The 25018-nt window shown below is 41.9% G+C and carries 22 protein-coding genes and 5 tRNA genes; 4 read left to right on the top strand and 23 right to left on the bottom strand.

Annotated elements, in window-relative coordinates; translation table 11 throughout:
- Nucleotide 1: 1 nt before the first annotated feature.
- The 12 genes from rplK to rpsU form a co-directional block, all read right to left on the bottom strand.
- Nucleotides 2-445: a 50S ribosomal protein L11 gene (rplK, locus tag HMPREF1532_RS10985; RefSeq protein WP_005928985.1), complete on the bottom strand. Its 444-nt coding sequence runs from the start codon at nucleotides 443-445 to the stop codon at nucleotides 2-4.
- Between the two features lie 57 nt (nucleotides 446-502).
- The gene (gene nusG, locus HMPREF1532_RS10980; protein ID WP_002558086.1) at nucleotides 503-1045 is read right to left on the bottom strand and encodes a transcription termination/antitermination protein NusG; all 543 of its coding nucleotides are present in this window, start codon (nucleotides 1043-1045) and stop codon (nucleotides 503-505) included.
- Between the two features lie 9 nt (nucleotides 1046-1054).
- Entirely contained in the window at nucleotides 1055-1246 is a 192-nt protein-coding gene (gene secE, locus HMPREF1532_RS22020; RefSeq protein ID WP_025819171.1) for a preprotein translocase subunit SecE, read from the bottom strand.
- A gap of 14 nt (nucleotides 1247-1260) precedes the next feature.
- A tRNA-Trp gene (locus HMPREF1532_RS10970) sits at nucleotides 1261-1333 on the bottom strand.
- Between the two features lie 53 nt (nucleotides 1334-1386).
- Nucleotides 1387-2571, bottom strand: coding sequence for an elongation factor Tu (gene tuf / locus HMPREF1532_RS10965; RefSeq protein WP_005928979.1), 1185 nt, complete (start codon nucleotides 2569-2571; stop codon nucleotides 1387-1389).
- Between the two features lie 50 nt (nucleotides 2572-2621).
- Nucleotides 2622-2693 (bottom strand) — tRNA-Thr (locus tag HMPREF1532_RS10960).
- Nucleotides 2694-2706: 13 nt separating this feature from the next.
- Nucleotides 2707-2779 (bottom strand) — tRNA-Gly (locus HMPREF1532_RS10955).
- A gap of 31 nt (nucleotides 2780-2810) precedes the next feature.
- A tRNA-Tyr gene (locus tag HMPREF1532_RS10950) sits at nucleotides 2811-2896 on the bottom strand.
- A 154-nt stretch (nucleotides 2897-3050) separates the two neighbouring features.
- Nucleotides 3051-3124 (bottom strand) — tRNA-Thr (locus tag HMPREF1532_RS10945).
- Nucleotides 3125-3220: 96 nt separating this feature from the next.
- Entirely contained in the window at nucleotides 3221-3520 is a 300-nt protein-coding gene (hpf, locus tag HMPREF1532_RS10940) for a ribosome hibernation-promoting factor, HPF/YfiA family (RefSeq protein ID WP_005928976.1), read from the bottom strand.
- A 14-nt stretch (nucleotides 3521-3534) separates the two neighbouring features.
- Nucleotides 3535-4416: a tyrosine recombinase XerC gene (gene xerC, locus HMPREF1532_RS10935; protein ID WP_005928974.1), complete on the bottom strand. Its 882-nt coding sequence runs from the start codon at nucleotides 4414-4416 to the stop codon at nucleotides 3535-3537.
- A 73-nt stretch (nucleotides 4417-4489) separates the two neighbouring features.
- Nucleotides 4490-4681, bottom strand: a complete 192-nt coding sequence (gene rpsU, locus HMPREF1532_RS10930; RefSeq protein ID WP_005782152.1) for a 30S ribosomal protein S21 — start codon at nucleotides 4679-4681, stop codon at nucleotides 4490-4492.
- Between the two features lie 190 nt (nucleotides 4682-4871).
- Here rpsU and HMPREF1532_RS10925 point away from each other — a divergent pair, with 190 nt between their 5' ends.
- Complete coding sequence (locus HMPREF1532_RS10925) at nucleotides 4872-6653, top strand: aminopeptidase P family protein (RefSeq protein WP_005928972.1); 1782 nt, start codon at nucleotides 4872-4874, stop codon at nucleotides 6651-6653.
- 16 nt (nucleotides 6654-6669) lie between these two features.
- Nucleotides 6670-7191: a gamma carbonic anhydrase family protein gene (locus HMPREF1532_RS10920; RefSeq protein WP_005928970.1), complete on the top strand. Its 522-nt coding sequence runs from the start codon at nucleotides 6670-6672 to the stop codon at nucleotides 7189-7191.
- A gap of 114 nt (nucleotides 7192-7305) precedes the next feature.
- On the opposite strand, the gene HMPREF1532_RS10915 is transcribed toward HMPREF1532_RS10920, so the two are convergent.
- Both HMPREF1532_RS10915 and gltX read right to left on the bottom strand, forming a co-directional pair.
- Nucleotides 7306-8526 (bottom strand): 3-deoxy-D-manno-octulosonic acid transferase, encoded by a 1221-nt coding sequence (locus HMPREF1532_RS10915; RefSeq protein ID WP_005928964.1) that lies wholly within the window; start codon nucleotides 8524-8526, stop codon nucleotides 7306-7308.
- 10 nt (nucleotides 8527-8536) lie between these two features.
- On the bottom strand, nucleotides 8537-10054 hold the full coding sequence (gene gltX / locus HMPREF1532_RS10910) for a glutamate--tRNA ligase (RefSeq protein ID WP_005928962.1): 1518 nt from the start codon (nucleotides 10052-10054) through the stop codon (nucleotides 8537-8539).
- 94 nt (nucleotides 10055-10148) lie between these two features.
- On the opposite strand from gltX, the gene HMPREF1532_RS10905 reads away from it, so the two are divergent.
- Together HMPREF1532_RS10905 and HMPREF1532_RS10900 are read left to right on the top strand one after the other, a co-directional pair.
- Nucleotides 10149-12239, top strand: coding sequence for an HD family phosphohydrolase (locus tag HMPREF1532_RS10905; protein WP_005928959.1), 2091 nt, complete (start codon nucleotides 10149-10151; stop codon nucleotides 12237-12239).
- Complete coding sequence (locus HMPREF1532_RS10900; protein ID WP_005928956.1) at nucleotides 12205-12981, top strand: hypothetical protein; 777 nt, start codon at nucleotides 12205-12207, stop codon at nucleotides 12979-12981. The genes HMPREF1532_RS10905 and HMPREF1532_RS10900 overlap by 35 nt, the downstream gene beginning before the upstream one ends.
- Before the next feature lie 3 nt (nucleotides 12982-12984).
- Here the strand turns inward: HMPREF1532_RS10900 and HMPREF1532_RS10895 are convergent, their stop codons facing one another.
- From HMPREF1532_RS10895 to HMPREF1532_RS10855, 9 genes are all read right to left on the bottom strand, one after another.
- Nucleotides 12985-13449, bottom strand: a complete 465-nt coding sequence (locus tag HMPREF1532_RS10895; RefSeq protein WP_005928953.1) for a low molecular weight protein-tyrosine-phosphatase — start codon at nucleotides 13447-13449, stop codon at nucleotides 12985-12987.
- Between the two features lie 136 nt (nucleotides 13450-13585).
- Complete coding sequence (locus HMPREF1532_RS10890; RefSeq protein ID WP_005928950.1) at nucleotides 13586-15385, bottom strand: DUF4091 domain-containing protein; 1800 nt, start codon at nucleotides 15383-15385, stop codon at nucleotides 13586-13588.
- A gap of 33 nt (nucleotides 15386-15418) precedes the next feature.
- Nucleotides 15419-17875, bottom strand: a complete 2457-nt coding sequence (gene priA / locus HMPREF1532_RS10885; protein WP_005928947.1) for a replication restart helicase PriA — start codon at nucleotides 17873-17875, stop codon at nucleotides 15419-15421.
- Between the two features lie 76 nt (nucleotides 17876-17951).
- On the bottom strand, nucleotides 17952-18536 hold the full coding sequence (locus HMPREF1532_RS10880; RefSeq protein ID WP_005928944.1) for a porin family protein: 585 nt from the start codon (nucleotides 18534-18536) through the stop codon (nucleotides 17952-17954).
- Between the two features lie 75 nt (nucleotides 18537-18611).
- The gene (gene porN / locus HMPREF1532_RS10875) at nucleotides 18612-19724 is read right to left on the bottom strand and encodes a type IX secretion system ring subunit PorN/GldN (protein WP_005928942.1); all 1113 of its coding nucleotides are present in this window, start codon (nucleotides 19722-19724) and stop codon (nucleotides 18612-18614) included.
- 26 nt (nucleotides 19725-19750) lie between these two features.
- Nucleotides 19751-21247, bottom strand: coding sequence for a type IX secretion system motor protein PorM/GldM (gene porM / locus HMPREF1532_RS10870; RefSeq protein WP_005928940.1), 1497 nt, complete (start codon nucleotides 21245-21247; stop codon nucleotides 19751-19753).
- 12 nt (nucleotides 21248-21259) lie between these two features.
- Nucleotides 21260-22111 (bottom strand): type IX secretion system motor protein PorL/GldL, encoded by an 852-nt coding sequence (gene porL / locus HMPREF1532_RS10865; protein ID WP_005928938.1) that lies wholly within the window; start codon nucleotides 22109-22111, stop codon nucleotides 21260-21262.
- 2 nt (nucleotides 22112-22113) lie between these two features.
- Complete coding sequence (gene porK, locus HMPREF1532_RS10860; protein WP_005928935.1) at nucleotides 22114-23544, bottom strand: T9SS ring complex lipoprotein PorK/GldK; 1431 nt, start codon at nucleotides 23542-23544, stop codon at nucleotides 22114-22116.
- A 14-nt stretch (nucleotides 23545-23558) separates the two neighbouring features.
- Nucleotides 23559-24524: a PorP/SprF family type IX secretion system membrane protein gene (locus HMPREF1532_RS10855; protein ID WP_005928933.1), complete on the bottom strand. Its 966-nt coding sequence runs from the start codon at nucleotides 24522-24524 to the stop codon at nucleotides 23559-23561.
- Nucleotides 24525-25018: the final 494 nt, after the last annotated feature.

Genomic DNA, 25018 nt, shown 5'->3' with positions numbered 1-25018 from the left:
ATTAATTATTAACCGGGAACTCCCCTTTTACAGCGATACCCATACTTCTAGCTGTACCTGCAACCATTCTCATAGCAGCTTCCACAGTAAAACAGTTCAAGTCAACCATTTTGTCCTGAGCAATCGTACGAACTTGTTCCCAAGTAATCTCGGCAACTTTCTTACGGTTAGGCTCAGCAGAACCACTCTTTACCTTAGTCAACTCAAGTAATTGAATTGCAACGGGAGGAGTCTTGATTACAAAATCGAAAGACTTATCTGCGTAGTAAGTAATGATAACAGGTAAAATCTTACCTGCCTTGTCTTGGGTTCTGGCATTGAATTGCTTGCAAAATTCCATGATATTGATTCCCTTAGAACCCAATGCAGGTCCAACGGGAGGTGATGGATTTGCAGCGCCTCCTTTAATCTGTAATTTGATTAGTCCAGCAACTTCTTTAGCCATTTTTTAATTGATTTATATATAAACATTAATAAAGAATACTACAGCGTAACACCTGTACTATTCCTTTTCCACTTGCATAAAGCCTAATTCAAGCGGTGTTTTGCGCCCGAATATCTTTACCATGACCTTCAGTTTCTTTTTTTCACTATTCACCTCTTCAATGATACCACTGAATCCGCTGAAAGGGCCAAAAGTAACCTTTACAGTTTCACCCACAACATACGGGATATTCAATTCTTCTCCCGTCTCTTGCAGTTCATCCACTGTACCAAGTATACGATTCACTTCTGATTGTCTAAGGGGTACCGGCTTTTCAGAGCCGCCCAAAAAACCTATCACATTAGGAGTATTTCTCAAGTGATGAGATACCTCACCTACCAGAGCGGCCTCCACCAAAACGTAACCAGGAAGATAACTTCTCTCTTTCACAATTTTTTTACCATTGCGAACCTGATATACCTTTTCGGTAGGAATCAATACCTGAGACACATATTCACCAAGATCGCTGTTTTTAATATCAGCTTCAAGATACTCTTTAACCTTAGCTTCTTTTCCACTAATAGCACGTAAAACGTACCATTTTTTTTCTATCTCAGACATCGCCATTCTTTAATGTGGATAAATTAATTTTTCCATAAAATTTTGGAAACAAAGATCCATCAGGAATACCAATACTGCAATTATCAGGGAAGCATATAAAACAGCAACTGCATTACTGGATAATTCTGAATACGTAGGCCACGATACTTTATGAACAAGTTCGTCGTAAGATTCTTTAATATAAGCTACTACTTTTTTCATCTTATAAAAATTAGCACGGGAGGAGAGGCTCGAACTCCCGACACCCGGTTTTGGAGACCGGTGCTCTACCAACTGAGCTACTCCCGTTTGTACATAATCAGTTCCCGATATACACCGGGAACTGATTAAATTATTTAATATTAGTCAAGAATTTCAGTAATCTGACCAGCACCTACCGTACGTCCACCTTCACGGATAGCGAAACGAAGACCCGGATTCAATGCTACCGGATAGATCAATTCTACAGTAATAGTTACGTTATCACCCGGCATTACCATTTCAGTTCCTTCCGGAAGAGTAATTTCACCTGTACAGTCCATAGTACGCAAATAGAACTGAGGACGGTATTTGTTGTGGAACGGAGTATGACGACCACCTTCTTCTTTCTTCAGGATATAAACCTCAGCTTTGAATTTAGAGTGAGGTTTGATCTGACCCGGTTTACAAAGAACCATACCACGTTTGATTTCGTTCTTGTCAATACCGCGAAGCAACAGACCAACGTTATCACCAGCTTCACCCTGATCCAATAATTTGCGGAACATTTCAACACCAGTTACAACTGATTTCTTATCTTCACCCAGACCAAGGATTTCAACTTCGTCACCTACATGAATAACACCTGTTTCGATACGACCTGTTGCTACAGTACCACGGCCTGTAATAGAGAACACATCTTCAACCGGCATCAAGAAAGGTTTATCAACATCACGCGGAGGCAGTGGAATCCAAGTATCAACAGCATCCATCAACTCCATAACCTTATTTTCCCATTTTTCTACACCGTTCAATGCACCCAGAGCAGAACCACGGATGATAGGAGTATTGTCACCATCGAAATCATAGAATGAAAGAAGTTCTCTCATTTCCATTTCAACAAGTTCCAACATTTCTTCATCATCAACCATATCGCATTTGTTCATGAATACAACCAGACGAGGAACGTTTACCTGACGAGCCAACAGAATGTGCTCACGAGTTTGAGGCATCGGACCATCAGTAGCAGCAACCACAATGATAGCACCGTCCATCTGAGCAGCACCAGTTACCATGTTCTTAACGTAGTCGGCGTGACCCGGACAGTCTACGTGTGCATAGTGACGGTTAGCAGTCTGATACTCTACGTGTGAAGTATTAATTGTAATACCTCTTTCTTTTTCTTCAGGAGCATTATCGATTGAATCGAAAGAACGCAATTCTGAAAGACCTTTTTTTGCCAACACAGTAGTGATAGCAGCAGTCAAAGTTGTCTTACCGTGGTCTACGTGACCGATTGTACCAATGTTTACGTGCGGTTTGTCACGATTAAATTTCTCTTTAGCCATAGCTTTACTTGTTATTTATTTGATTAATAATCAGCATTTACATCTTACTGAGCTGTTACCGGGATTTGAACCCGGGACCTCTTCCTTACCAAGGAAGTGCTCTACCACTGAGCTATAACAGCAAGAAAAAAAGAGAGCGGAAGACGGGGCTCAAACCCGCGACCCTCAGCTTGGAAGGCTAATGCTCTATCAACTGAGCTACTTCCGCATTTGCTAAAGTTTACACTCTATTTTCTTGTTGGTGGGCAAAGATGGATTCGAACCACCGAAGGCGTAAGCCAGCAGATTTACAGTCTGCCCCATTTGGCCACTCTGGTATTTGCCCCTCTTTTAGTTGAAAATTAAAAGTTGAAAACCAAACAATCAACCCCCTAAACATCAGTATCAACTTTTTTTTCGATAAGTCTTCAGTTTTCCAGCTAAATCATAAAAGCCATCTAAAACTTCCAATTTTCAACTCTCAACTTTTAACTTTTTCGAGCCTCTTGTCGGATTCGAACCAACGACCCCGAGATTACAAATCACGTGCTCTGGCCAACTGAGCTAAAGAGGCGATTACTCAAAAAATGCAACCGTCACGTTCTAACGCGAGCGAAACGGCTGCAAATTTAGTTATTTATTTCTTTTCCGCAAAACATTTGCGAACTTTTTATTTACTACGTTGTTTTTCCTTGTATTTCACCAGTTGTTTTTCAAGCGCTTCTATGCAAACATCTACAGATTCCTCAAACGTATTACAGATTTTACTTGCATAAAACTCCCCATTCGGAACAAGCACTTTCACCCCTGCTTCCTTATTTTCAGCAGTCTCCGGCTTAGTTACCTTTAATGACACCTCTACTTTCTTTATATCTTCGTAATATTTCTCCAACTTAGACACTTTCTTCTGAATGAAAGCCTGCAATTGCTCTGTTGCATCAAAGTGAATCGATTGAATTCTAATTTCCATACTTACCTCCTTTTTTAAGCTCGTGGATGAGCCTGTTTATACACTTTTTTAAGTTCTTCAAACGTAGTGTGCGTATAAATCTCAGTAGTCGCCAAACTACTATGACCCAGAAGTTCTTTTACAGCCCCCAATTCCGCCTCATTATTCAGCATCGTTGTAGCAAAAGTATGCCTCAACACATGAGGACTTCGCTTCTTAAGCGTCACTACCTTCGAAAGGTTCCGTTTCACTAAATTATAGACCAGATTTTTATAAAGTCGCTCACCATTCTTTCTAACAAAAAAAGCGCCTCCGCTCTCTAAAACCTGCTCATTTCTTACATTGACATATTCCAACATGCCCTCTTTCAGTTCATCACCAAAAGGAATCAACCGCTGTTTGTTTCTTTTTCCCGTCACTTTCAAAAGAGAAGCAGAGAAATCAACATCTTTATCATCCAATCCAATTAATTCAGAAAGCCTTATACCGGTGGCATAAAACATTTCTATAATCAGATGATCCCGGCAACCCTCAAACCCTTCACCAAAATCCGTATCATCCAACAATCTATTCATTTCATTCTCTTTCAAAAAAGAAGGAAGTGGCTTTTTATTCTTCGGTCCTGTTATTTTTCGTAACGGATCCACAAGAACCACTTTTTTTTTCAAAAGGAATTTATAAAACGACCGGAGCGAACTCAGCTTACGATTCACAGAAGTCGAAGCATACCCCTTATCCATCAACGAAACAATCCATTCACGAATAAGTTCAGGCGTCACTTCTGCCGGATTGAAGTCTCCAATCTCTTCTTGTGCAAATTCCCGTAATTGAGAAATATCCTCTCCGTAAGCTAAAACTGTTTTTTCAGAATAGTTCCGCTCATACCGAAGATAATCAAGAAAAGAATCTGTCAACATAACATCGCTACGTCTATAATTTTGCAACGAATGTATGAAAAGAATTCAATAATTCAAAGGAAATTACGAATTATTAATCTTCTACTTGCTGAAGTTTCTGAACATAAACTGCACGTTCTTTCTTAAGTCTTTTAGTTACAGACGGTTTATCAAACTGCTGTCTGCTTCTAAGTTCTTTTACGATACCAGTCTTTTCAAATTTTCTCTTAAACTTCTTCAGCGCTTTTTCAATGTTTTCGCCTTCTTTTACAGGTACTACAATCATTTTGTTACTATTAAATATGTTATGGTTTAAAATTTCCGCAGTCAAATTGCGCCGCAAAATTACACATACTTTCTTTATTCACAAAACTTTCAGCAATTATTTCTCAAAATCAGTGTATAAGAACACTCTCACAAGCTATTTTCGCAGAAAAGTAGTATCTTTGAAAAAACTTATAATACCTTTTATACATATGCAACAAACGGTTAAAGAACGAATACGTGCACTACGGATGATGCTTAAATCCGAAGCAATTAGTGCTTTCATCATCCCCAGTACCGACCCTCATTTAAGTGAATACGTAGCCTCCTACTGGAAAACCCGAGAATGGATTTCCGGATTTACAGGTTCTGCCGGAACCATTGTCATACTAAAAGATAAAGCCGGTTTGTGGACAGATTCCCGTTATTTTTTGCAAGCAGCCCAGCAACTGGAAGGAACAGACATCACTTTATACAAAGAGATGTTGCCGGAGACGCCGACAATCATCGAATTTATATGCCAAAATCTGCTCCCTGGGGAAACTGTAGGTATCGACGGCAAGATGTTTTCTGCCAACCAAGTAGAACAAATGAAACAAAAACTGGAAACGGCCAATGTCCATCTGAAAGATTATGGAGATTTACCAGGAAAAATATGGAATAACCGGCCGGATATGCCCGATGCACCAGCCTTCATATACGATCTCAAATATGCAGGAAAAAGTTGTGAAGAAAAAATAGCTTCCATACGTACAGAAATACAAAAGCAAGGAACCGACGGACTTTTTATTTCCGCCTTGGACGAAATAGCTTGGACTCTTAATCTGCGAGGAAGCGACGTACATTGCAATCCAGTTATAATCAGCTATTTGCTGATCACTCAAAATAATATAACTTTCTTTGTCTCTCCGCAAAAGATCACTGAAGAGATAAAAAACTATTTAGAAGAGCAACAAGTAAGTATACAACCTTACAGTGAAACAGAGGATTATTTAAGAAAACTAAATATCAAAAGCATATCACTCAATCCGAATCAAACAAACTATGCAATCTATTCTGCAATAAATCCCGCCTGCAGAATTAATCATTGTAATTCTCCCATAACTTTATTGAAAGCAATCCGCAATGAACAAGAAATAGCCGGCATCCATGCAGCTATGCGACGAGACGGCATAGCCTTGGTACGATTTATTAAGTGGCTGGAAGAAGCAGTCGTTTCAGAGAAGGAAACCGAACTCAGCATAGACCAAAAACTACATGAATATCGGGCTGCTCAAACGCTATATATGGGAGAAAGCTTCGATACAATTGCCGGATACAGGGAACATGCCGCTATTGTACACTACTCCGCAACACCAGATACCAACGCTATTTTATATCCGAAAGGTTTTCTACTCATAGACTCGGGAGCACAATATTTAGACGGTACCACAGATATTACACGTACCATTGCTTTAGGAGAACTAACAGAGGAAGAGAAAACAGACTATACCTTAATATTAAAAGGCCACATAGCCTTAGCCATGGCTAAGTTTCCGGCAGGAACCCGCGGGAGCCAGCTCGATGTATTGGCAAGAATGCCGATATGGCAATATAAAATGAACTTTCTACATGGCACCGGTCACGGTGTAGGACATTTTTTAAGCGTACACGAAGGGCCTCAGAGTATCCGCATGAACGAAAATCCGGTCGTTCTTCAACCCGGCATGGTAACATCCAATGAACCCGGTGTATACAAAGCCGGGAAACATGGCATTCGGACTGAGAACCTGACTTTGGTACGTCGTGCAGGAGAAGGGATGTTCGGTGATTATCTGGAATTCGAGACAATCACACTCTGTCCTATATGTAAAAAAGGAATTATCAAAAAGATGCTCACAGAAGAAGAAGTGACATGGTTAAACACTTATCATCAAAATGTATATGACCAATTAGCACCGGACTTAAACGAAGAAGAAAAAATGTGGTTGAAAGAAGCCACTGCAGCAATCTAATAAAAATCAAAAGAATATGGCTTTAATAAAATCAGTAAGAGGATTCACTCCCGAAATCGGAGAGAATTGCTTCCTCGCCGACAATGCGGTTATTATCGGTGATGTAAAAACAGGACGTGATTGTAGTATCTGGTTCAGTACCGTATTACGTGGAGATGTTAACTCAATCCGTATCGGTAATGGGGTCAATATACAGGATGGCAGCGTACTCCATACACTATATGAAAAATCCACCATCGAGATAGGGGACCATGTATCCGTCGGACATAATGTTACCATTCACGGAGCCTGTATAAAAGATTATGCGCTAATAGGCATGGGTTCCACTCTACTCGATCACGCAGTCATCGGAGAAGGTGCCATCGTAGCAGCAGGTTCGTTAGTTTTAAGCAATACCGTTATCGAACCGGGAAGTATTTGGGGAGGTGTGCCGGCCAAATTCATTAAAAAAGTAGATCCGGAACAAGCCAAAGAGCTAAACCAGAAAATAGCCCATAATTATCTAATGTATTCTTCCTGGTATAAAGAAGAAAAATAAGCCCCCAAAGTGCCTAAATGCTTATAAAAGAAATCACCCACGCCGCAAACAAATTTGCAGCGTGGGTAATTTCGTTGAAAGAGAATTTTAGACATCTCTTTTTATAAACAGTTCTTAAAAGTTTATCATATGCAATATTCTCTCTGTTGCCCCGGCATTATTGGTGACATAATATCCGGCATTAGCTCCGGTTTCGCTCAAGAAAGCTTTATCAGAGAATAACCTGTCGAGCAATGCTTCCAACTCTTCATAGTTTTTAATTGAATATGCACCCTTTGCTTCAAGAAGTTGAACAGCCTCCATAAATTTCTGGTATTTAGGTCCGAATATTACCGGAATACCATAAACGGCAGCCTCCAATGTATTGTGAATACCAACTCCAAAACCACCGCCAATGTAAGCAATTTCACCGTAACGATAAATAGACGACAACAAACCATAACAATCGATTATGAGACAATCGGCTTTCAACACATTTTTTTCGTCAGCGCGTGTATATCGCACATAAGGTCTCTTCAATTTTCCTATAATCTCTACCAAATGATTTTCATCGATCACATGCGGAGCAATAATAAGTTTCATTTCCGGATGGGTATTGAAATACTCCAAAAATAAATCTTCATCCGGCCCCCATGAGCTTCCAGCAACAAACGTTGGTGAATGAGCCTTAAATTTCTCCACCAAAGGCAAATATTTGGCTTCTTCCCTAATCTGCAACACCCGATCGAAACGAGTATCACCAACCACCGTCACACGTGTAATTCCGATTTTTGACAGATACCGTTTAGAAGTCTCGTTTTGTACAAACAGATGATCAAAGTCTTTCAAAACATCACGATATGCGCCTCCATACCATTTAAAAAATATCTGCTCCCGGCGAAATATAGAAGAAACGCTATACACAGGAATACGGCGTCTATGCATTTCATCCAGATAATTTTTCCAGAATTCATACTTGATAAAGAAAGCCATACAAGGATTGATGATATCCAAGAACTTCTTCACATTGCGCGGCTTATCAAACGGCAGATAACAGACAATATCCGCCCCCCGGTAATTTTTGCGCACTTCATATCCCGATGGAGAAAAGAATGTCAACAATATCTTATAATCCGGATATTTCTCCCTTATCTTCTCAATCAACGGTCTGCCCTGCTCAAATTCACCTAAAGAAGCAGCATGAAACCATATATAGCGAACATCTTTCTCCACCTGTTGACGAAGAAGTTCGTATACCACCCAATGCCCTTTCATCATCTTCCGGGGCTTCCGGCTAAAGGGGGCGGCCAAATGTATCACAATGTCATAAAGGACTATTGCCAGATTGTAGAGCATATCGTTTTTATTACTTCAAAATCTCTACGGCACGCTTTATACGAGCCAATGTTTCTTCTTTACCCAACACCCATGAAATATCAAACATGTGCGGCCCTTTCCCTTCTCCTACCAATGTCAAACGAAATGCATTCATGATATTACCTGTATGGTAACCTTTTTCTGCAATCCAATCCATCACTATCTTCTCTTGACCTTCAATACTGAAATCTTCGATACCTGCCAATACCTCCGCCAATTCAGTCATACACTTGGCAGAATCCTCTTTCCAGCGTTTCTTCACCGTCTTCTCATCATATTCTACAGGAGCAACAAAGAAAAAGCTGCAAACATCCCACAATTCGCGAACAAAGCTGACCCGGTCTTTCATCATTCCCATCACAGTCACGACTTTTTCGAAAGGCACCTCTATCCCATGTTCTTTCAAGACAGGCACAAAAAGCTCGGCAATTTCTTCATTCGATTTCTGTTGAATATATTGATGATTGAACCAAATTCCTTTTTTATAGTCGAACTTGGCTCCCGATTTACTACAACGATGCAAATCGAAGAGCCCGATCAATTCATCCATTGACATCACTTCCTGATCATTTCCCGGATTCCATCCCAGCAAAGCAAGGAAATTGATAACAGCTTCAGGAAGATAACCCGATTCACGATAGCCTGACGACACCTCACCCGTTTTAGGATCATGCCACTCCAACGGGAATACCGGGAATCCCAAACGATCACCGTCACGCTTGCTCAACTTACCGTTTCCTTCCGGCTTCAACAGTAAAGGCAGATGTGCAAAAGCAGGCATCGTATCCTCCCAACCAAAAGCCCGGTAGAGCAACACATGCAAAGGTGCCGAAGGCAACCATTCTTCCCCACGAATCACATGGGAAACCTCCATCAAATGGTCATCCACTATATTTGCAAGATGGTAAGTAGGTAATTCATCAGCCGATTTGTAAAGCACCTTATCATCTAAAATAGAAGAATTTATAATCACCTCACCGCGAATCAGATCATCGACATGCACATCTTCATTGGGCTCTATTTTAAAACGAACCACATATTGTTTGCCTTCAGCAATTAACGCATCCACTTCTTCTTTCGAAAGGGTCAGCGAATTACGCATCATACCACGCGTGGAAGCATCATATTGAAAATTTGCAATCTCAGCACGTTTAGCATCCAACTCTTCGGGAGTATCAAAAGCAATATAAGCCTTGCCGTTATCCAATAATACTTTCACATACTTCTTGTATATTTCACGGCGTTCAGACTGGCGATACGGGCCATACTCTCCTCCAAAGCTCACCCCCTCATCAAAATGAATTCCCAGCCATTTAAAAGACTCGAGGATATATTCTTCCGCTCCCGGAACGAAACGGTTCGAATCAGTATCTTCAATACGGAAAATCATATCGCCTCCGTGCTGACGAGCAAAGAGATAATTATACAAAGCTGTACGCACACCACCGATGTGCAATGCCCCTGTCGGGCTCGGAGCAAAGCGAACTCTTACTTTTCTTTCTGCCATAATTTGGGTTAGTATAGGTAAATCGCCGCAAAATTAAACTTTTTTTTCCACACGATTGTTTTTTTTTGTACTTTTCGCAAAAAATTCAAAGGATATGAATCATCTCAAGAAAAAAAAGAGCTTCTCTTACAGAGATTTGTTGTACAAAGCACTGATATTTGTGGCTACAGTAACAGTTATTGTATACTTTCTGCCTCGAGACGGTAAATTCAACTATCAGTTTGACATTAACAAGCCTTGGAAATACGGACAGTTGATCGCCACCTTCAATTTTCCGATCTACAAAGACAATGAAGTGGTAAAACGCGAACAAGACAGTCTGCTAAGTACTTTCCAACCTTACTACCAATTAGATAAAAATATAGAAACAAATGCCCTCAACAAGCTGAAAGAAGATTACCATAACCATCTTAAAGGCATCCTTCCCTCAACGGATTATATTCGCTATATCGAACGGACGCTAAAAGATATTTATACTTCCGGCATCCTATCAACAGAAGATGCCCAAAGCCTGAATAAGGACAGTGCGGAATACATCAGAAAAATAGACAATAAACTAGCAAAGTCGCAAGCCATATCCGGCACTTATACCGTAAAGAAAGCATATGAACATCTACTGTCTGCCGATACAGCCCATTATAACCGGAATATTCTGCGACAATGTGCTCTCAATGAATACATTTTCCCCAATCTGATTTATGATCAAGAACGTTCCGAAAGTACAAAAAAAGAAATTCTGGACAATTATTCCTGGTCGAATGGAGTGGTAGTCAGCGGACAAAAAATCATAGACCGCGGAGAGATTGTAGACCAAGGAACATACAACATATTGGAATCCCTTCGGAAAGAATCCATCAAACGGAGTGAATCACTCGGCCAAAAGCGTCTGATCTTAGGAGGTCAGATCCTTTTTGTCAGCATCTTCATACTCTGCTTCATGCTCTATTTGGAGTTATTCCGCAAAGACTATTACCAGCGCAAAGGTAGCTTGTCTCTCCTCTTTATTCTCATTGTTTTCTACAATGTAATCACTGCATTAATGGTGACGCATAACATATCCAATGTATATATCTTGCCTTATGCAATGCTTCCCATCATCATACGGGTATTCCTCGATTCCCGTACAGCTTTTCTTACACATGTCATTACCATACTGATCTGTTCGATAACACTGCGGTTCCCGCACGAATTCATCTTAGTTCAGTTGGCCGCCGGCCTGGTTGCCATCTTCAGTTTACGGGAATTATCACAAAGATCACAGCTTTTCCGTACTGCGCTTTTGGTCATATTAACTTATGCCGCCATTTATTTTGCTATCGAACTGATCACAGAAAACGATCTATCGAAGCTGAATGTCCGCATGTATACCTATTTTATCACTAACGGAATCCTATTATTGTTTGCATATCCTCTTCTATTTTTACTGGAAAAGACATTCGGATTCACATCTAATGTAACATTGGTAGAGCTATCGAACATCAACACCGATCTGCTCCGCCAAATGTCCGAAACTGTACCTGGAACTTTCCAACACTCGATGCAAGTAGCCAATCTTGCCGCAGAAGCGGCTATCCGCATAGGTGCCAAAAGCCAACTCGTGCGTACCGGTGCCTTATATCATGACATAGGAAAAATGGAAAACCCTGCGTTTTTTACAGAAAACCAGTCCGGAGGAGTAAACCCACATAAAAACTTGAGCTATGAACAGAGCGCACAGGTAGTAATCAGCCATGTGACAGACGGTCTTAAACTAGCAGAAAAACATAATCTTCCTAAAGCCATAAAAGATTTTATCAGTACCCATCATGGACGTGGAAAAACAAAATTCTTCTATATCTCCTGGAAAAATGAACATCCCGGCGAAGAGCCTGACGATGAGAAATTCACTTACCCGGGTCCCAACCCTTTCTCTAAAGAAACCGCTATACTGATGATGGCAGATGCAGTAGAAGCCGCTTCACGCAGTTTACCCGAATACACGGAAGAGAGCATCAGCAATCTGGTAGAGAAAATCATCGATTCACAGATGGAAGAAGGTTACTTTAAAGAATGTCCTATCACTTTTAAGGATATCGCAACCGTTAAAGCTGTTTTTAAAGAGAAACTAAAAATGATTTATCACACTCGTATCAGTTATCCGGAATTAAAAAATGAAAACAACCCTCCCCGAACAAAAACAAGCTGAGAAGTTACTGCAACGCAACAAAATACAGCTTCACGATATTAAGAGTTTCAGTTTTATGGAACGTTATCATCAAGCACCTCGTAAAGACAGTCGTGTTTCAAAAGATAAATATGGTGCAGGAATACTTACCCTGCATCTAATACAAAGTGCTGACAAGTCGATCTACTTGACCCCATTTCGACATCCGACGTCTGTCATCCGTTATCTGGTGTCAAACGGAATACCATTTGACAATTATAGACCGGGAAAGAGAGCGGCAGAAATGATTGTGCCGGAAAAGAAATATTGCCGATCCTCTCTCTACATGCTCTACTTTGTCTCATTGTTCATTGCATTTGCCGTACTGGGATGTAGAATGATTATTTCCGGCGTATTATGGGGAATTATTCCGGGAAGCTTTTTTCTCGTTTTAAGTGCTTTCCTACTATATGCACTATTAGCCCGTTTCGGTTACATAACTTTAACCAACGACATGATTACCATACACAGTATCGGCCGGAAAGTATCATTCCCATACAGTAACCTGCAAAAGGTGAATTTTGATTATGCGCGCGAACAAACGTTCACTTATACTATGGAAGTATTAGACAATGACTACAATTATCATTTATATTATATAGGAAGAGTTCCCCGTAAAAAACTGGGAGAGATCACAAAATATCTACAGCAAGTCGGTATTGACGCCACCTGCTACATAGAGCAAGACAAACGTTTCTACCGAGACTTGTACAGTAGACATTAATACCTAACAACCAAGCTTCTCCAACAAACCGGAACAGGCATCTTCAAGTATATCGAGAACGTATTCAAACCCCTCAGCCCCTCCATAGTACGGATCGGGAACATGATCGGCCGGAATACGCCTACAGTATTCCGTCATACGGTGTATCTTCTTCTGCTCCTCAACCCCCGGAGCACGCTCTTGTAAATCGTCTATATTACGGTCGTCCATCCCGATAATAAGGTCAAAGTTATAAAAGTCTTCCGTACGTACCGGTCTGGAACGATGCACAAGCTTATAACCACGGCGGGCAGCATGAGCACGCATTCTACTATCGGGCAGTTCTCCTTCATGATAAGCCAAAATACCAGCCGAATCAATTACAAACTCTTTTTCCAGTCCGGCTTCTTTCAATAAGTGAAGCATCACCCCTTCGGCCGTAGAGGAACGACATATATTTCCCAGACAAACAAACAGTATCTTCTTCATATATAAATAATGTGACAATTAATAATGTGCCAATATGCCAATTAAATAATATGCCAATGTGCCGTTCGGCATGATAGCGCAGCCAATTGGCACATTGGCACATTGGCATATTGGCATATTATTAATTGGCACATCATTAAAACGAATTCAAAATTTCATTTGCACGATTTACGGTCACGGCAGCAGGAATCTCCGGAAAATCCTCCAGACGGAAAGTAGACAGCATCTTTTCTATCTTCTTCCAACCGTTCTTATTTCCCTTATCCAAGAACTCCTTACGCAATATGGTTATTTTTTCATGTGCCTGAATACCCTCTATCAATTTTTCAAAACGAATGGAACTACGAGCCCCCGGATACACCAGATAAGTATCACCACCGGCCCATGTCTTGAACCGTGAATCGAGCAAGGGCTCAAGAGGCCAGCTATTGTATGCCCAACGTAAATACCCGTCCAGATGTTTCTGAGCCGAATAGAAACTCATCCATACCGCCTCTGCCGGATCCGAAAAAGTGAACGTATTCGGATACGCTTCTGCACAAGATGTATAATAGGTCGTCAGTTTATTCTCCGAAGCGCGACGCATACGCACATCCACCGGAAACTCCTGTCCGATACAGATACAATAATCATAAAGAGCCGGTTCTATTTCCGCATGATAGTTCCCGGCCAGAGAAACTTTAAATTCCGGATCAGCCTTTCGAATAACCGCCAAAGTTTTCTGCATAACCTCCATTGGCCGCTCGTCCATTGCTATCGTACAAATACCAAACCAACCCTTTTCACGTAAATGCCGTGAAAAAGAAGATAACATAGCTATCCACATTTCCTCATATTCTTTCTCTCCCGGAGCCGTCTTCACAGACTTCATACTATTGGTAGCCTGATCGAAATACTGAAATGAAAGTTCCCACGGTACCATTGAATAACAGTTTATCTGCCGGTCAATGCCAACACTCATCATGAACTCCACCCAACGGTCGAACACAGTATAGTCAAAGCCCCAAGTACCGTCTGCCTTTTTCATCCAGGTTACCATCGTTTCAAAAAAGTCCTCCGTCTGCCCGTTCCAAGGTTTATGCATAATACTTGCCGTAATTATTTTCTGACCGGCATCTGCCAACATTTTCATCAACGGACGCATGGCATCCAAATGAGCCTGACTCCAGAGCGGAACCTGATAGTAGCGGGCCACAGCAAACGGATTCTGCCAAAGATCCAAATGATAAGTCCATTCTGAAGGTACAGGCAACACGCGGTCAGAAACATGAATTTCCAATTTTAACTTGCCTAACAAACGGTCGCCGTCTTTAACACACACCTCTCCTTTATAAATACCGGGAGCAGCCGACTGCGGTATTTGGCACTTCACCCAAACCGGTTGTGTAGTCATAGCCTCAAGCAATCCGCTTTGCAGCATATGATCTATCGGATCGGCCACTAACAAAGAATCATACAGTGAATGGTCAGGACGATGTCCGCAAGCCCCTTTTCCATCTTTGTTCAACTCATCCGTCATCACATAACGTATAAAACCGATATTCCAGGCATCAGAGGGAAGTACCCCTCCTTTATTGTTTTTTAAATCAGAAAGCGTACATTTCAAATTCTCCACTTCACTACCGGTCCATACAACGGCTTGAGCATTTACCTTTTCACCCCGCCAAGCATGTAGACGAAGTGTATTTTGCTGTTTCAACTGCGGCACTTTATGTTTTGCATAACGCACATCCGTACTACCCCAAGAGACATGCGGAGTCTTAACCATAGCCCATTCCCGGAGCACGGGCTGCATCGGATCGGGTAATTCCGTATAAGTCAAAACCGGAAAAGGCGTCTGCCCCGTAGGTACTCCACACTGAGTGACTCCCTGCTGTGCAGAAAGCACTCCAAAACTCAATAGACAAGAAAATAATGATAAGGTTATTCGCTTCATAGCTTCTATTTTAAGGATAAATATATATTCAAATTACATGGGATCTACATCATAATACACAATCAACGATTTGAAACGCTCATCTTCAATCATTTCCCGTTGTACTTGCAACAACAACTCCCTGGCACGCCCCATCGACGCATTATATTCTATCTTCACGATTATCTTTTTTATAAAAAGGGTCTGTATCCGGCCTACCGGCGGCTTATCCGGTCCTAACACACGCGCCCCGAATACAGTACGCAACTTTCCCGCCATCACATCAGCCATCTGTTCCAACAGGATCTCATTCCGATTTTTCAGATAAACATACACCAGACGATAATAAGGCGGATAGTGAAACATCTGCCTTTCGGCAAGTTGGCCGGCAACCATCTGTTCATAATCGTTCGCCATCACCTGAGCAATGATAGGATGGTCGATACTTTTGGTCTGTAAAATGACACGCCCCTGTTTGTTTTTCCTTCCGGCACGCCCGGCAACCTGTGCCATCAACTGAAAAGCCCGTTCATATGAACGAAAATCAGGATAATTCAGCATCGTATCCGCATTAAGAATACCTACCACACTTACATGGTCAAAATCCAACCCTTTCGATACCATTTGCGTACCGATAAGTATATCCGTTTTCCCCTGTTCAAAATCAGCAATAATCTTTTCATAAGCCGAGCGGGTACGGGTGGTATCCAAGTCCATACGTGCTACGGAAGCTTCAGGAAAAGCTATTTTTATATCATCTTCGATTTTCTCGGTTCCAAAACCACGGTTCACCAACTCTACCCCATCACAAGCAGGACACGAACGAGGCAACTGATAGGTATATCCGCAATAATGGCATGTCAGTTGATTGATTCCTTTATGATAAGTCAGACTGACATCGCAATTTTTACACTTCGGTACCCACCCACAAGTACGGCACTCGATCATCGGAGCAAATCCACGCCGGTTCTGAAACAAGATTACCTGTTCTTTCTGATCCAATGCTTCACGTATATATTGAATAAGCAGGGGAGAAAATTGACCGATCATCCGCTTCTTACGATGCAATTCCTTTATATCGACAGGAAGAATCTCCGGCAATCGGATTTCCTGATACCGCTCTTTCAATTCAACCAGCCCGTATTTTCCGTTAGTAGCATTGTACCAGGTTTCCACAGACGGCGTAGCAGTTCCCAACAAAACCTTCGCCCCATACATAGCTGCCAACACAATAGCAGCATTACGGGCATGATAGCGCGGTGCCGGATCCTGTTGTTTATACGTATTTTCATGTTCTTCGTCCACAATCACCAGACCAAGATTACGAAACGGCAAAAAAACAGAAGAACGTACTCCCAATATTATATCGTATCCTTTATCTCCCAATTGTTTCTGCCATATCTCCACCCGTTCAGCATCTGGAAACTTAGAATGGTAGATTCCCAATCGAGTGCCGAACACCCGTCTTAACCGTTCTGTTATCTGTGTAGTCAATGCAATTTCCGGCAATAGATACAACACCTGTTTGCCCTGCCTGATCACTTCATCAATCAGGTGAATGTAGACTTCCGTTTTTCCACTGGAAGTAACCCCGTGAAGCAAACAGACACTTTTCTCAAGAAACACTTCCGTTATTTCACCGTAAGCGCGCTGCTGATGTTCATTTAGCGGATTAAGTGAAAAAGTTTCACCACCACAACCATTCAGGCGTCCGATTTCATGATAATATATTTCAAATATCTTTTTCTCTACCAATCCGTTCAATATGGAAGGAGAAACACCGGCACGCTGCAAAAGTTCCTTTTTGGCAACCTCTTTTACAGTACCCTTACCCATTACCCCCGAAAGCTCGACATACTTCATTAACAATGCTAATTGTTTAGGCGCACGGGATAAAATATCAAATAAGATGTGCAACCGCCTCTCATCGGCTTCTCCGGTCAACCGAACGCGAGCTTCCGTTTTCGGCTTATAAGTTCTTCTGAGTTCTTCCTTTACAAAAATAGCTTCTTTATCAAGCAGAGATTTTATTACGGTAAGAATGTTTTTAATTCCGCTTTCCTTTTCAAGTTTAGTAACGCATTGTTCCGGATCTACAGATAGCAAGTCGAGAATCAATTGTTCCCTTTCCGAGAGCCGCACTTCCGACTCGAAATCCGGATTATACTCCACTATGGTTTCACTCTCCAGTTTTAACCCGGAAGGTAACGCAGCCTTGTAAACATCTCCTTGCGTACAAAGATAATAATCGGCCAGCCATTCCCAAAACTTAAACTGAACCGGCAATAATACAGGAGTAGCATCCAGTACAGCAGAAATTTCCTTCACTTCATACTCCGCAGGTGCGTAATAATGTACATTACAAACAATAGCCGTATAGAATTTCTTTCGCCCGAACGGTACCACAACACGGCACCCCGGTTCTATATCCTCAGCACTGTCATCCGATAAAGAATAAGTGAAACTCCTTGGAAGCGGTAACGGTAATATGACATCGACGTATTTCTTCATTGCGGATACAAAGATACAAAAAAAGAGGCTCCCGCTTAGCAGGAGCCTCTATGTTTAGTTGTTAAAGAAAATATCTTTAAAAAATGTAAGCGGCAGAAACTTGCCAAGTCTTGGTTTTAGCACCGCCCAGAGCATGCCCTACAGCTTCCAATGAAAAGCTGTCCCCCAATGGGATATTATAATTCGCACCTATTTGGAGATGTCCCAACAACTTCACACCAGCTCCCACGTTTATACCAACTTGTGCACGTTTTTTCTTAGCCTCAGCTATATTTGCCACACTTTTATCCTTAGAGATATCAAAATAGAAATCAGGACCGGCGGCTATATAAATACCAAACAGGCTTCCCAAACCTATATTATATTTCAAATTTACAGGAATATCAAAACCGTACTGTTTAGAAGCATCACTATCAGCCTTCACACCTTTCTGAGAAAACAATAACGAGCCGTCTACACCGAGCCCCACCACTGGAATCGTAAATTCTGCCATCGGCCCGATAAAGAAACCAGCCATATTATCTGATTTCAGCAAATCACTATCGAAAGTAACCTTCGAAACATTCAAACCACCTTTAACACCCCATTTAAGTTGTGCCTGAGCGGGCATAGCCATAGCGATACATACAGCTACCAATAATACATTAATAATTCTTTTCATAAATCAAATTGTATTTAAAATCCGATACAAAGATATGTATTTAAAAATTAAAAACACAAATTAGAACTATTTTGTTCATCGTCTTTGTCTTCGAACCGATGCTTTCGGTGCTGCAGACTCGCGCTTAGATCCTTGACGAGCGCTGGAAGAAGATTTTTCGCGTCCTTTCTTTTTCGAATTCGTTTTCACCGCTTCTTGTGGTTCGGCCGCTCCCTGCTCAACGTTTGCCCCCTCTTCTCCTTTAGTAGCCGTTTTGGCAGCTTTCTTTGTAGTTACCTTTTCTTTGGCCGTTTGTTTGGCTACTGTCGAAAGAGTATCGGAACCATACAAATGCTTCTCAAAACTAACCAATTCAGCCTCAATACGCTTTTGCTCTGCCGTCATTGCACTATCCGTTTTACAATACTCAGCCAATGGACGATTCTGTAGATTGGTAGTTTTATAAATCTCACCGGCATATTGACGGGTTACAAAGAAATCATCCATACTACGATTAGCTACATTATTAAAATTACTGGCCATTACCATGGCTCCATTCAGATAAGGTGCAAGATCCTTATAATCAATCCAGAACATAGGCAATTTGACCCGTTCCGAGCTAAAATCCTCCGAACGGTGATACACCGGGCAAATAGCTGTTATTACCGAACCATATGTTGAAGTTCTCTGATCGAAATACCACACTTCTTTAATGAAATAACTCAATATATCGGCAGAGGGCACATCACTATTATCAATCATCAGCACACTGTCTTTCCGATTCTTCAGCTTTTTCTGTTCGTAATAAATGCTGAAACGATCCAGCACGTCACGGAATTTTATTTCATTATCTGCAGTCAACCGTTCAGTTCCATCCAGCATATACTCATAAGCCGGAATCTTCTTCTGTGCCAGCAATTTAAAGATCAGTGTAAAAAGATTCATCCTATCTCCGATAGGTTCGACAGGATAGTACAGGGCACCGTTCTCCTCCTTCGTCATATCCAATGTACGATAAATCTCACGCGTCCATACCACGTCCTGTGGAAGCGCTTTCGAATGAGGATATCTCGTCTGAGCACGAACAGAAAGTTCGTTAGCACTCTTATCCTCTTCCTGAGCAGCGCGTGCTTTCGGTTGCGCCCATGTGGGAAGCGTACCCAACAATAATGCAACTCCAACAGCTATAATAATCTTACGTTTCATCATTCGTAACTCGTAATTTTAATTCTTTACTAATTTACTATTACTTCCAACGTCGTAGGCAATGACCGTTCTACACCGTCCGGTCCTTTAGCACGTACCCGGGAGATATAAAACCGTTTTCCGCGGGATAAACGCCGGAACATATCTTTCTGACGGGATGAGAAATTAGAGCCGGACGAAACTTCCGGAACCGCATTACCCATATTATCAAAAAAAGTAGTTTCAAAGCCAAGTACCTGGAAGTTTATATTCAACAGTCCGTCATCGATAGCAGCAACAATACCTTCCGTATTCATCAACACAGCTTTCGACAATCCGCTTCCACCTCTATAACGCTTCAAATTACCGTTAGCATCCTTATATTCAATGAACGGAGAAGGGTCGGGCAATTGGCGCACCCGGTAAGAATGATCACCCATCACCTGTGTACGTCCGTCTACTGTTGCAGTGACCCGTATCACGGCCTCTTTACCGATGGTTGCAGGCCGTGCCACATATCCATTAGCTACCCGCTGCAGGGTACCATTCCCATTCACAATGCTTGCCTGCACCTGCCCGCTCGGTACTCCCGGAACAGATATACTGATCGGGTTGTCATATCCGGCATACAATACATTCATCAATGTTGCCGACACCGTAGCAGAAGGTTCTACCACCGTATATTTCTGTGAAAAATCACGCCGCAACACATCTCCGTTTCCATGATTCAACTCCAGATATCCGGCAAGCGTAAATTCCCCTGTATTGTTGCATACCGTTTCATAAAAGCCATGAGCCTCTTCCGGTAATTGCTTGTCACCGATAAATATAGAAGGACGCTGAGTCGTATCTACGGCTGCCAAAATAATCTGTGCACTCAACTTTCCTCCCCGCACAACATTCTGCGAACTTGGAATCACATAGGCATTGATCTGGTTCACACGTACATCATGTACATCGATATCTTTTGTCAGCGTATGGAGGACTTCCCCCTCGGCATAGCGCACATCACTCTGCAATTTGGTCAGCAATGTAACGGCAGCTGCAACCGGAGTACCTTCAAAAAGACGGGGAATATTCAACGTAAGATTATCACTAATAATTTTTTTCTGCACCGGATCTTCTATCAGTGCCAAAATTTCATTTTTATATTGACTTATGCCTAATGCCAACTCTTTACCTTTCCCGGTACGCGGAGAAAACATCACATAGGAAGCTGCTTCCAAATCTTCCTGATTCGATTCGTTGATCTTTGCCTTTAAATCTCCTACAAAAACATAGAGCGAGTCGGATATCCGCTTTACATGCATTGCTTTCTCATACCACGGCCCCACTTTCTCCGGATTCTTCTCCATATATTCCGCCAGCGAATTATAAAGAGAACGGTTCTGTTCGGCAGAGTTGGAGGTAGAACGCGTCAGGCTTTCGTCCACAAGAGTAAAACCACGCAACACATCCGATGATACGTTGAGTGCCAGCAATGCCATAAGAACGATATACATAAGGTTTATCATCTTCTGGCGCGGTGTCTGTGATCCAAAACTCATAATCGTTCTTTTTTATTTAGAAGTCATAGCCTGCAACATACGAGCATATACTTCATTAAGTTCTTCAATCTGACGAGCCATTCTGCGGGTTTGTTCATGTACCTGATCGATGGTTCCTATCTGTGTGCTGACACTACGCAACTGCATTTCGTAGATAGCATTGATACCGGCAAGGTTCTTGCTGAGCATATTCATCTGTTCTGTGTCTTGTGAAACACTTTGTGCCTGCTCTGTACAACGGGAAAGCATCTCGGTCATTGCTTTCAACTGCTCCAAATAAGCTGTGGTAGCTTCCTCCATTTCCGGTGTGATAGGCGGGGCCGACGGAGCAGCAGGAGCAGGCTGAACAGTTTGAACAGGCTGAATTGGCTGAACCGGCTGGCCGGCAGGCATCGGAGATATATTCTGAGAACCGGTCTGTATCGGAGTACCCGCCTGCATAGCACTTCCTCCTTGCACCACTACAATCGAAGGGCCTCCCCCTGCAATCCTATTTCCGGCAGGTACATCATCCGCAGACGACATTCCGGAAAATTCCGTATTATCGGCAACAGCATCACCGGACACAATATTTCCGGCTTGTATGTTTCCTCCCAATGATACAGAAGCCCCTGCATTGGTGCCATCCCTTTTCACTCCCGAAAGATCGAAAGCCGAAAGGAAAAATATCAAAACCTCCGTACCCATCCCGGCAAATAGCATAAAGTTAGCTCCCGGCAAATGAGTCAACTTAAAAAGTGTACCCATAATTACAACCGATGCTCCCCAATTATAAGCATAATTCATAATCGTCTGTCCTTTAGGAGTAGACATAAAATCTTGTATTTTCTGCCGCAGGCTTCTCTTGTTTTCTCTATTTGTCATAATTACCTTCCTTTCTTATTATAACCAACTTGTGTACGCACGCACCGGAAACCGATATAGGAACGTTGTTCATTCTGATATTCCGAAGCACGGGCATCCGAACGGATAAGGGCATTCACGTCTTTCCATGAACCGCCGCGAATCACTTTCTTCTTCATACGGTAAGGGTCTTCAACAGCAGCATTGTATTGCAATTCCGGATTAAAATCGTTCATCGACATCACTCCTGATTCAGTATAAACAGTCGATGTCCATTCGGAAACATTACCAGCCATATCATACAACCCGTTCACATTAGGAGAATAGGCACCTACACGAGTAGTTATCAGGTTACCGTCTTTGGTATAATCACCCTTGCCCGGTTTATAGTTGGCTTTATAACATCCTTTTTCATCCTTGGTCTCTTCATCCGACCACGGATACTTATTACCGTCACGTCCACGCGCGGCAAACTCCCACTCCACTTCTGTCGGGAGCCGATAACGCTGTATGAATCGCGCCTGTCCTTTCAAACCAGCCATTAAATAGTTCGTACGCCACACACAGAAAGCATTCGCCTGTTCCCAGCTAACTCCTACGATCGGATTCTCATTGTAACTCGGATGATTGAAATACAACCGCATGTACGATTCATTATTCGCATTCGGAAAATCATTCACCCAACATGTCGTATCTGGATAAACGTTGATTATATAACTGTTCAGGAAATCCCATTCGCTGGAGAGAGGCCGCGTAATCGTACGATTCACAATACGACCGTCATCATCAATATAAGCCGTATCTTTGGAGATCATGATCACCTCGTCCGGATTAACTTCGATATCTGTATTCTTATTCCGTTCATTCGGATTCAAACGATTCCGACGCTTGGCAGCTTCCACATAATCAAAAACCTCATAATAATAGTTCATCTGAGAAGCGTCCAGCATCGTCGTACCATCGATCGGATGCTTTTTGTATACACTCTGAATCGCCATCAACTCATCTTCCGTAGGCTTTTTCCAAGGAATGGGTTTCGACCAGTTCAGATATGGCTTGATAGGATTACCCTCCCGGTCTTCTTCGATTTTATAAGCTTCATTACCTCCGTACGCAGGATCTGCCAGACGTTCACGGATAATAGAGTCGCGCACCCAGTACACAAATTGCTTGTATTCAGATACCGTTACTTCTGTCTCATCCATCCAAAAAGACTCAACCGAGATTTCCTTTGTCGGCACAGGTGCTCCCCAAAGTGAGTCCTGTTCTTCCGGTCCTATCTTAAGAGAACCGCGTTTTATCAGCACCATACCATAAGGAGCCGGCTCGTTCCATGCCGTGACACTGACGCCTACCACTTCTCCGCCGGTACCGCCACCTCCTGCCATGCGTCCCATACACGAAGAAAGCAAAGCGACCAGTAACGCCACTGCTATACAGTTTTTACTTTTCATCCTTTTCTCCACAATTATAAGATTCGTACACTCTTATGTTTATTCTTACTTTTCTTAAATAAATTGATATCCATCGCATAACTTACTATCAAATCGTGACTGCCATTCCCGATTCCGATTTTTGACGTATAAGCTTCGTAAGCATATCCCACCGTCACTCCACGAATCGTAGCTCCGATACTTACTGTAAAGGAAACTCCCGGTGAATAAGTAAGCCCTCCGACAAAAACTCTTTCATTAAAAGTATACAATACACGTCCTGTCAGATCGGCTCTTACCTTATTTAAATCACTCTGTAATAATAGCGACGGTTGTATGGAAACTAACGGATTACGAGTCTGAATATTGTATCCGCCAGTGAAATAAAGCATTGGATCAATCTTTAGACTACTCGTTGCACCGGCCTCTGTAGTCCCCATTTCTATGGTCGGCGAAGTAAGGTGATGTCCGGAGAAGCCGACATAAAATTTCGGATGTGAATAAAATCCTCCGACCCCCAAGTCAAGCCCCATACCATTTTTCTGTTCCGTCGGAAAAGCAGGGTCCTCCTGCTTATCTTCTCCTAAATAGATATTTTCCGGATCAAACGAGACACTGACAAAACCCAATTGTAATCCCACGCCCAGCCTTCCTTTTCCAATCTGGTGTTTATAAGAATATTGCAGCCAAACACGCTGGTTGCGAAAAAGACCGATCGCATCACTAAAAAATCCCGCTCCTGCTCCATGTTTTTTATTAAACAGCGAAAAAGGCATATCTGCTCCAAAATACATCGTACGGGGTGAATGAGTGAAACCCATCATCTGCATGGAATAAGTTCCGGCGATATTTAGTTTATCTGTTTGTCCCGCCCAAGCAGGATTATAGAAGCCCTTCAAGTCCCAATATTGATTGAAGTGCACATCAAACTGCGCTTTGACCTTTGATGAGGTAAATAAAGCCAAAGTGGTGAGAATACATATAAAAAAAAACCGGTTCATCAGTATAAAGAACTACAAAACCGAAAAAAAATTGTGTGAAAGAAATAAATCAAGTATTTTTCTGTTAATCAGACTTTCCAAAAATAAAAGAACGCCCCTTAACTAATGTCGTCGTTTCCATATTTCCACATCTTTTTTATTACTATACTTTTAGAAGACAACCTGATTTGAAAAAGCATTGGATAAAAAATAAAAAATAATTTATTCAAAACAAATGCCCCGAGAATAATCGTATCTTTGCCTTTGCTCATGAAGAGTTTAAACAATTAATAAACAAGGTATTATCATATAGCCATAAAATCTAATGTAAAAAACACCCGGATGTTGTCGGTAAGAACATCCGGGTGTTTTGCATAACAACATGGGGATGTTTTCACCAGAAACATCCCCATGTTGTTATTGTTTCATGCTAATATCCTCAATCTTAAAAACCTATCATCAAATTACCGAAAAATATATAGTTTATATATGGAAAAGTAAGTATCACTCATATC

The sequence above is a fragment of the Bacteroides salyersiae WAL 10018 = DSM 18765 = JCM 12988 genome, assembly GCF_000381365.1.
Lineage (GTDB): Bacteria > Bacteroidota > Bacteroidia > Bacteroidales > Bacteroidaceae > Bacteroides > Bacteroides salyersiae.
Note: the sequence above shows the minus strand (reverse complement) of the source record. Positions and strands in the feature narration are given on the sequence as shown.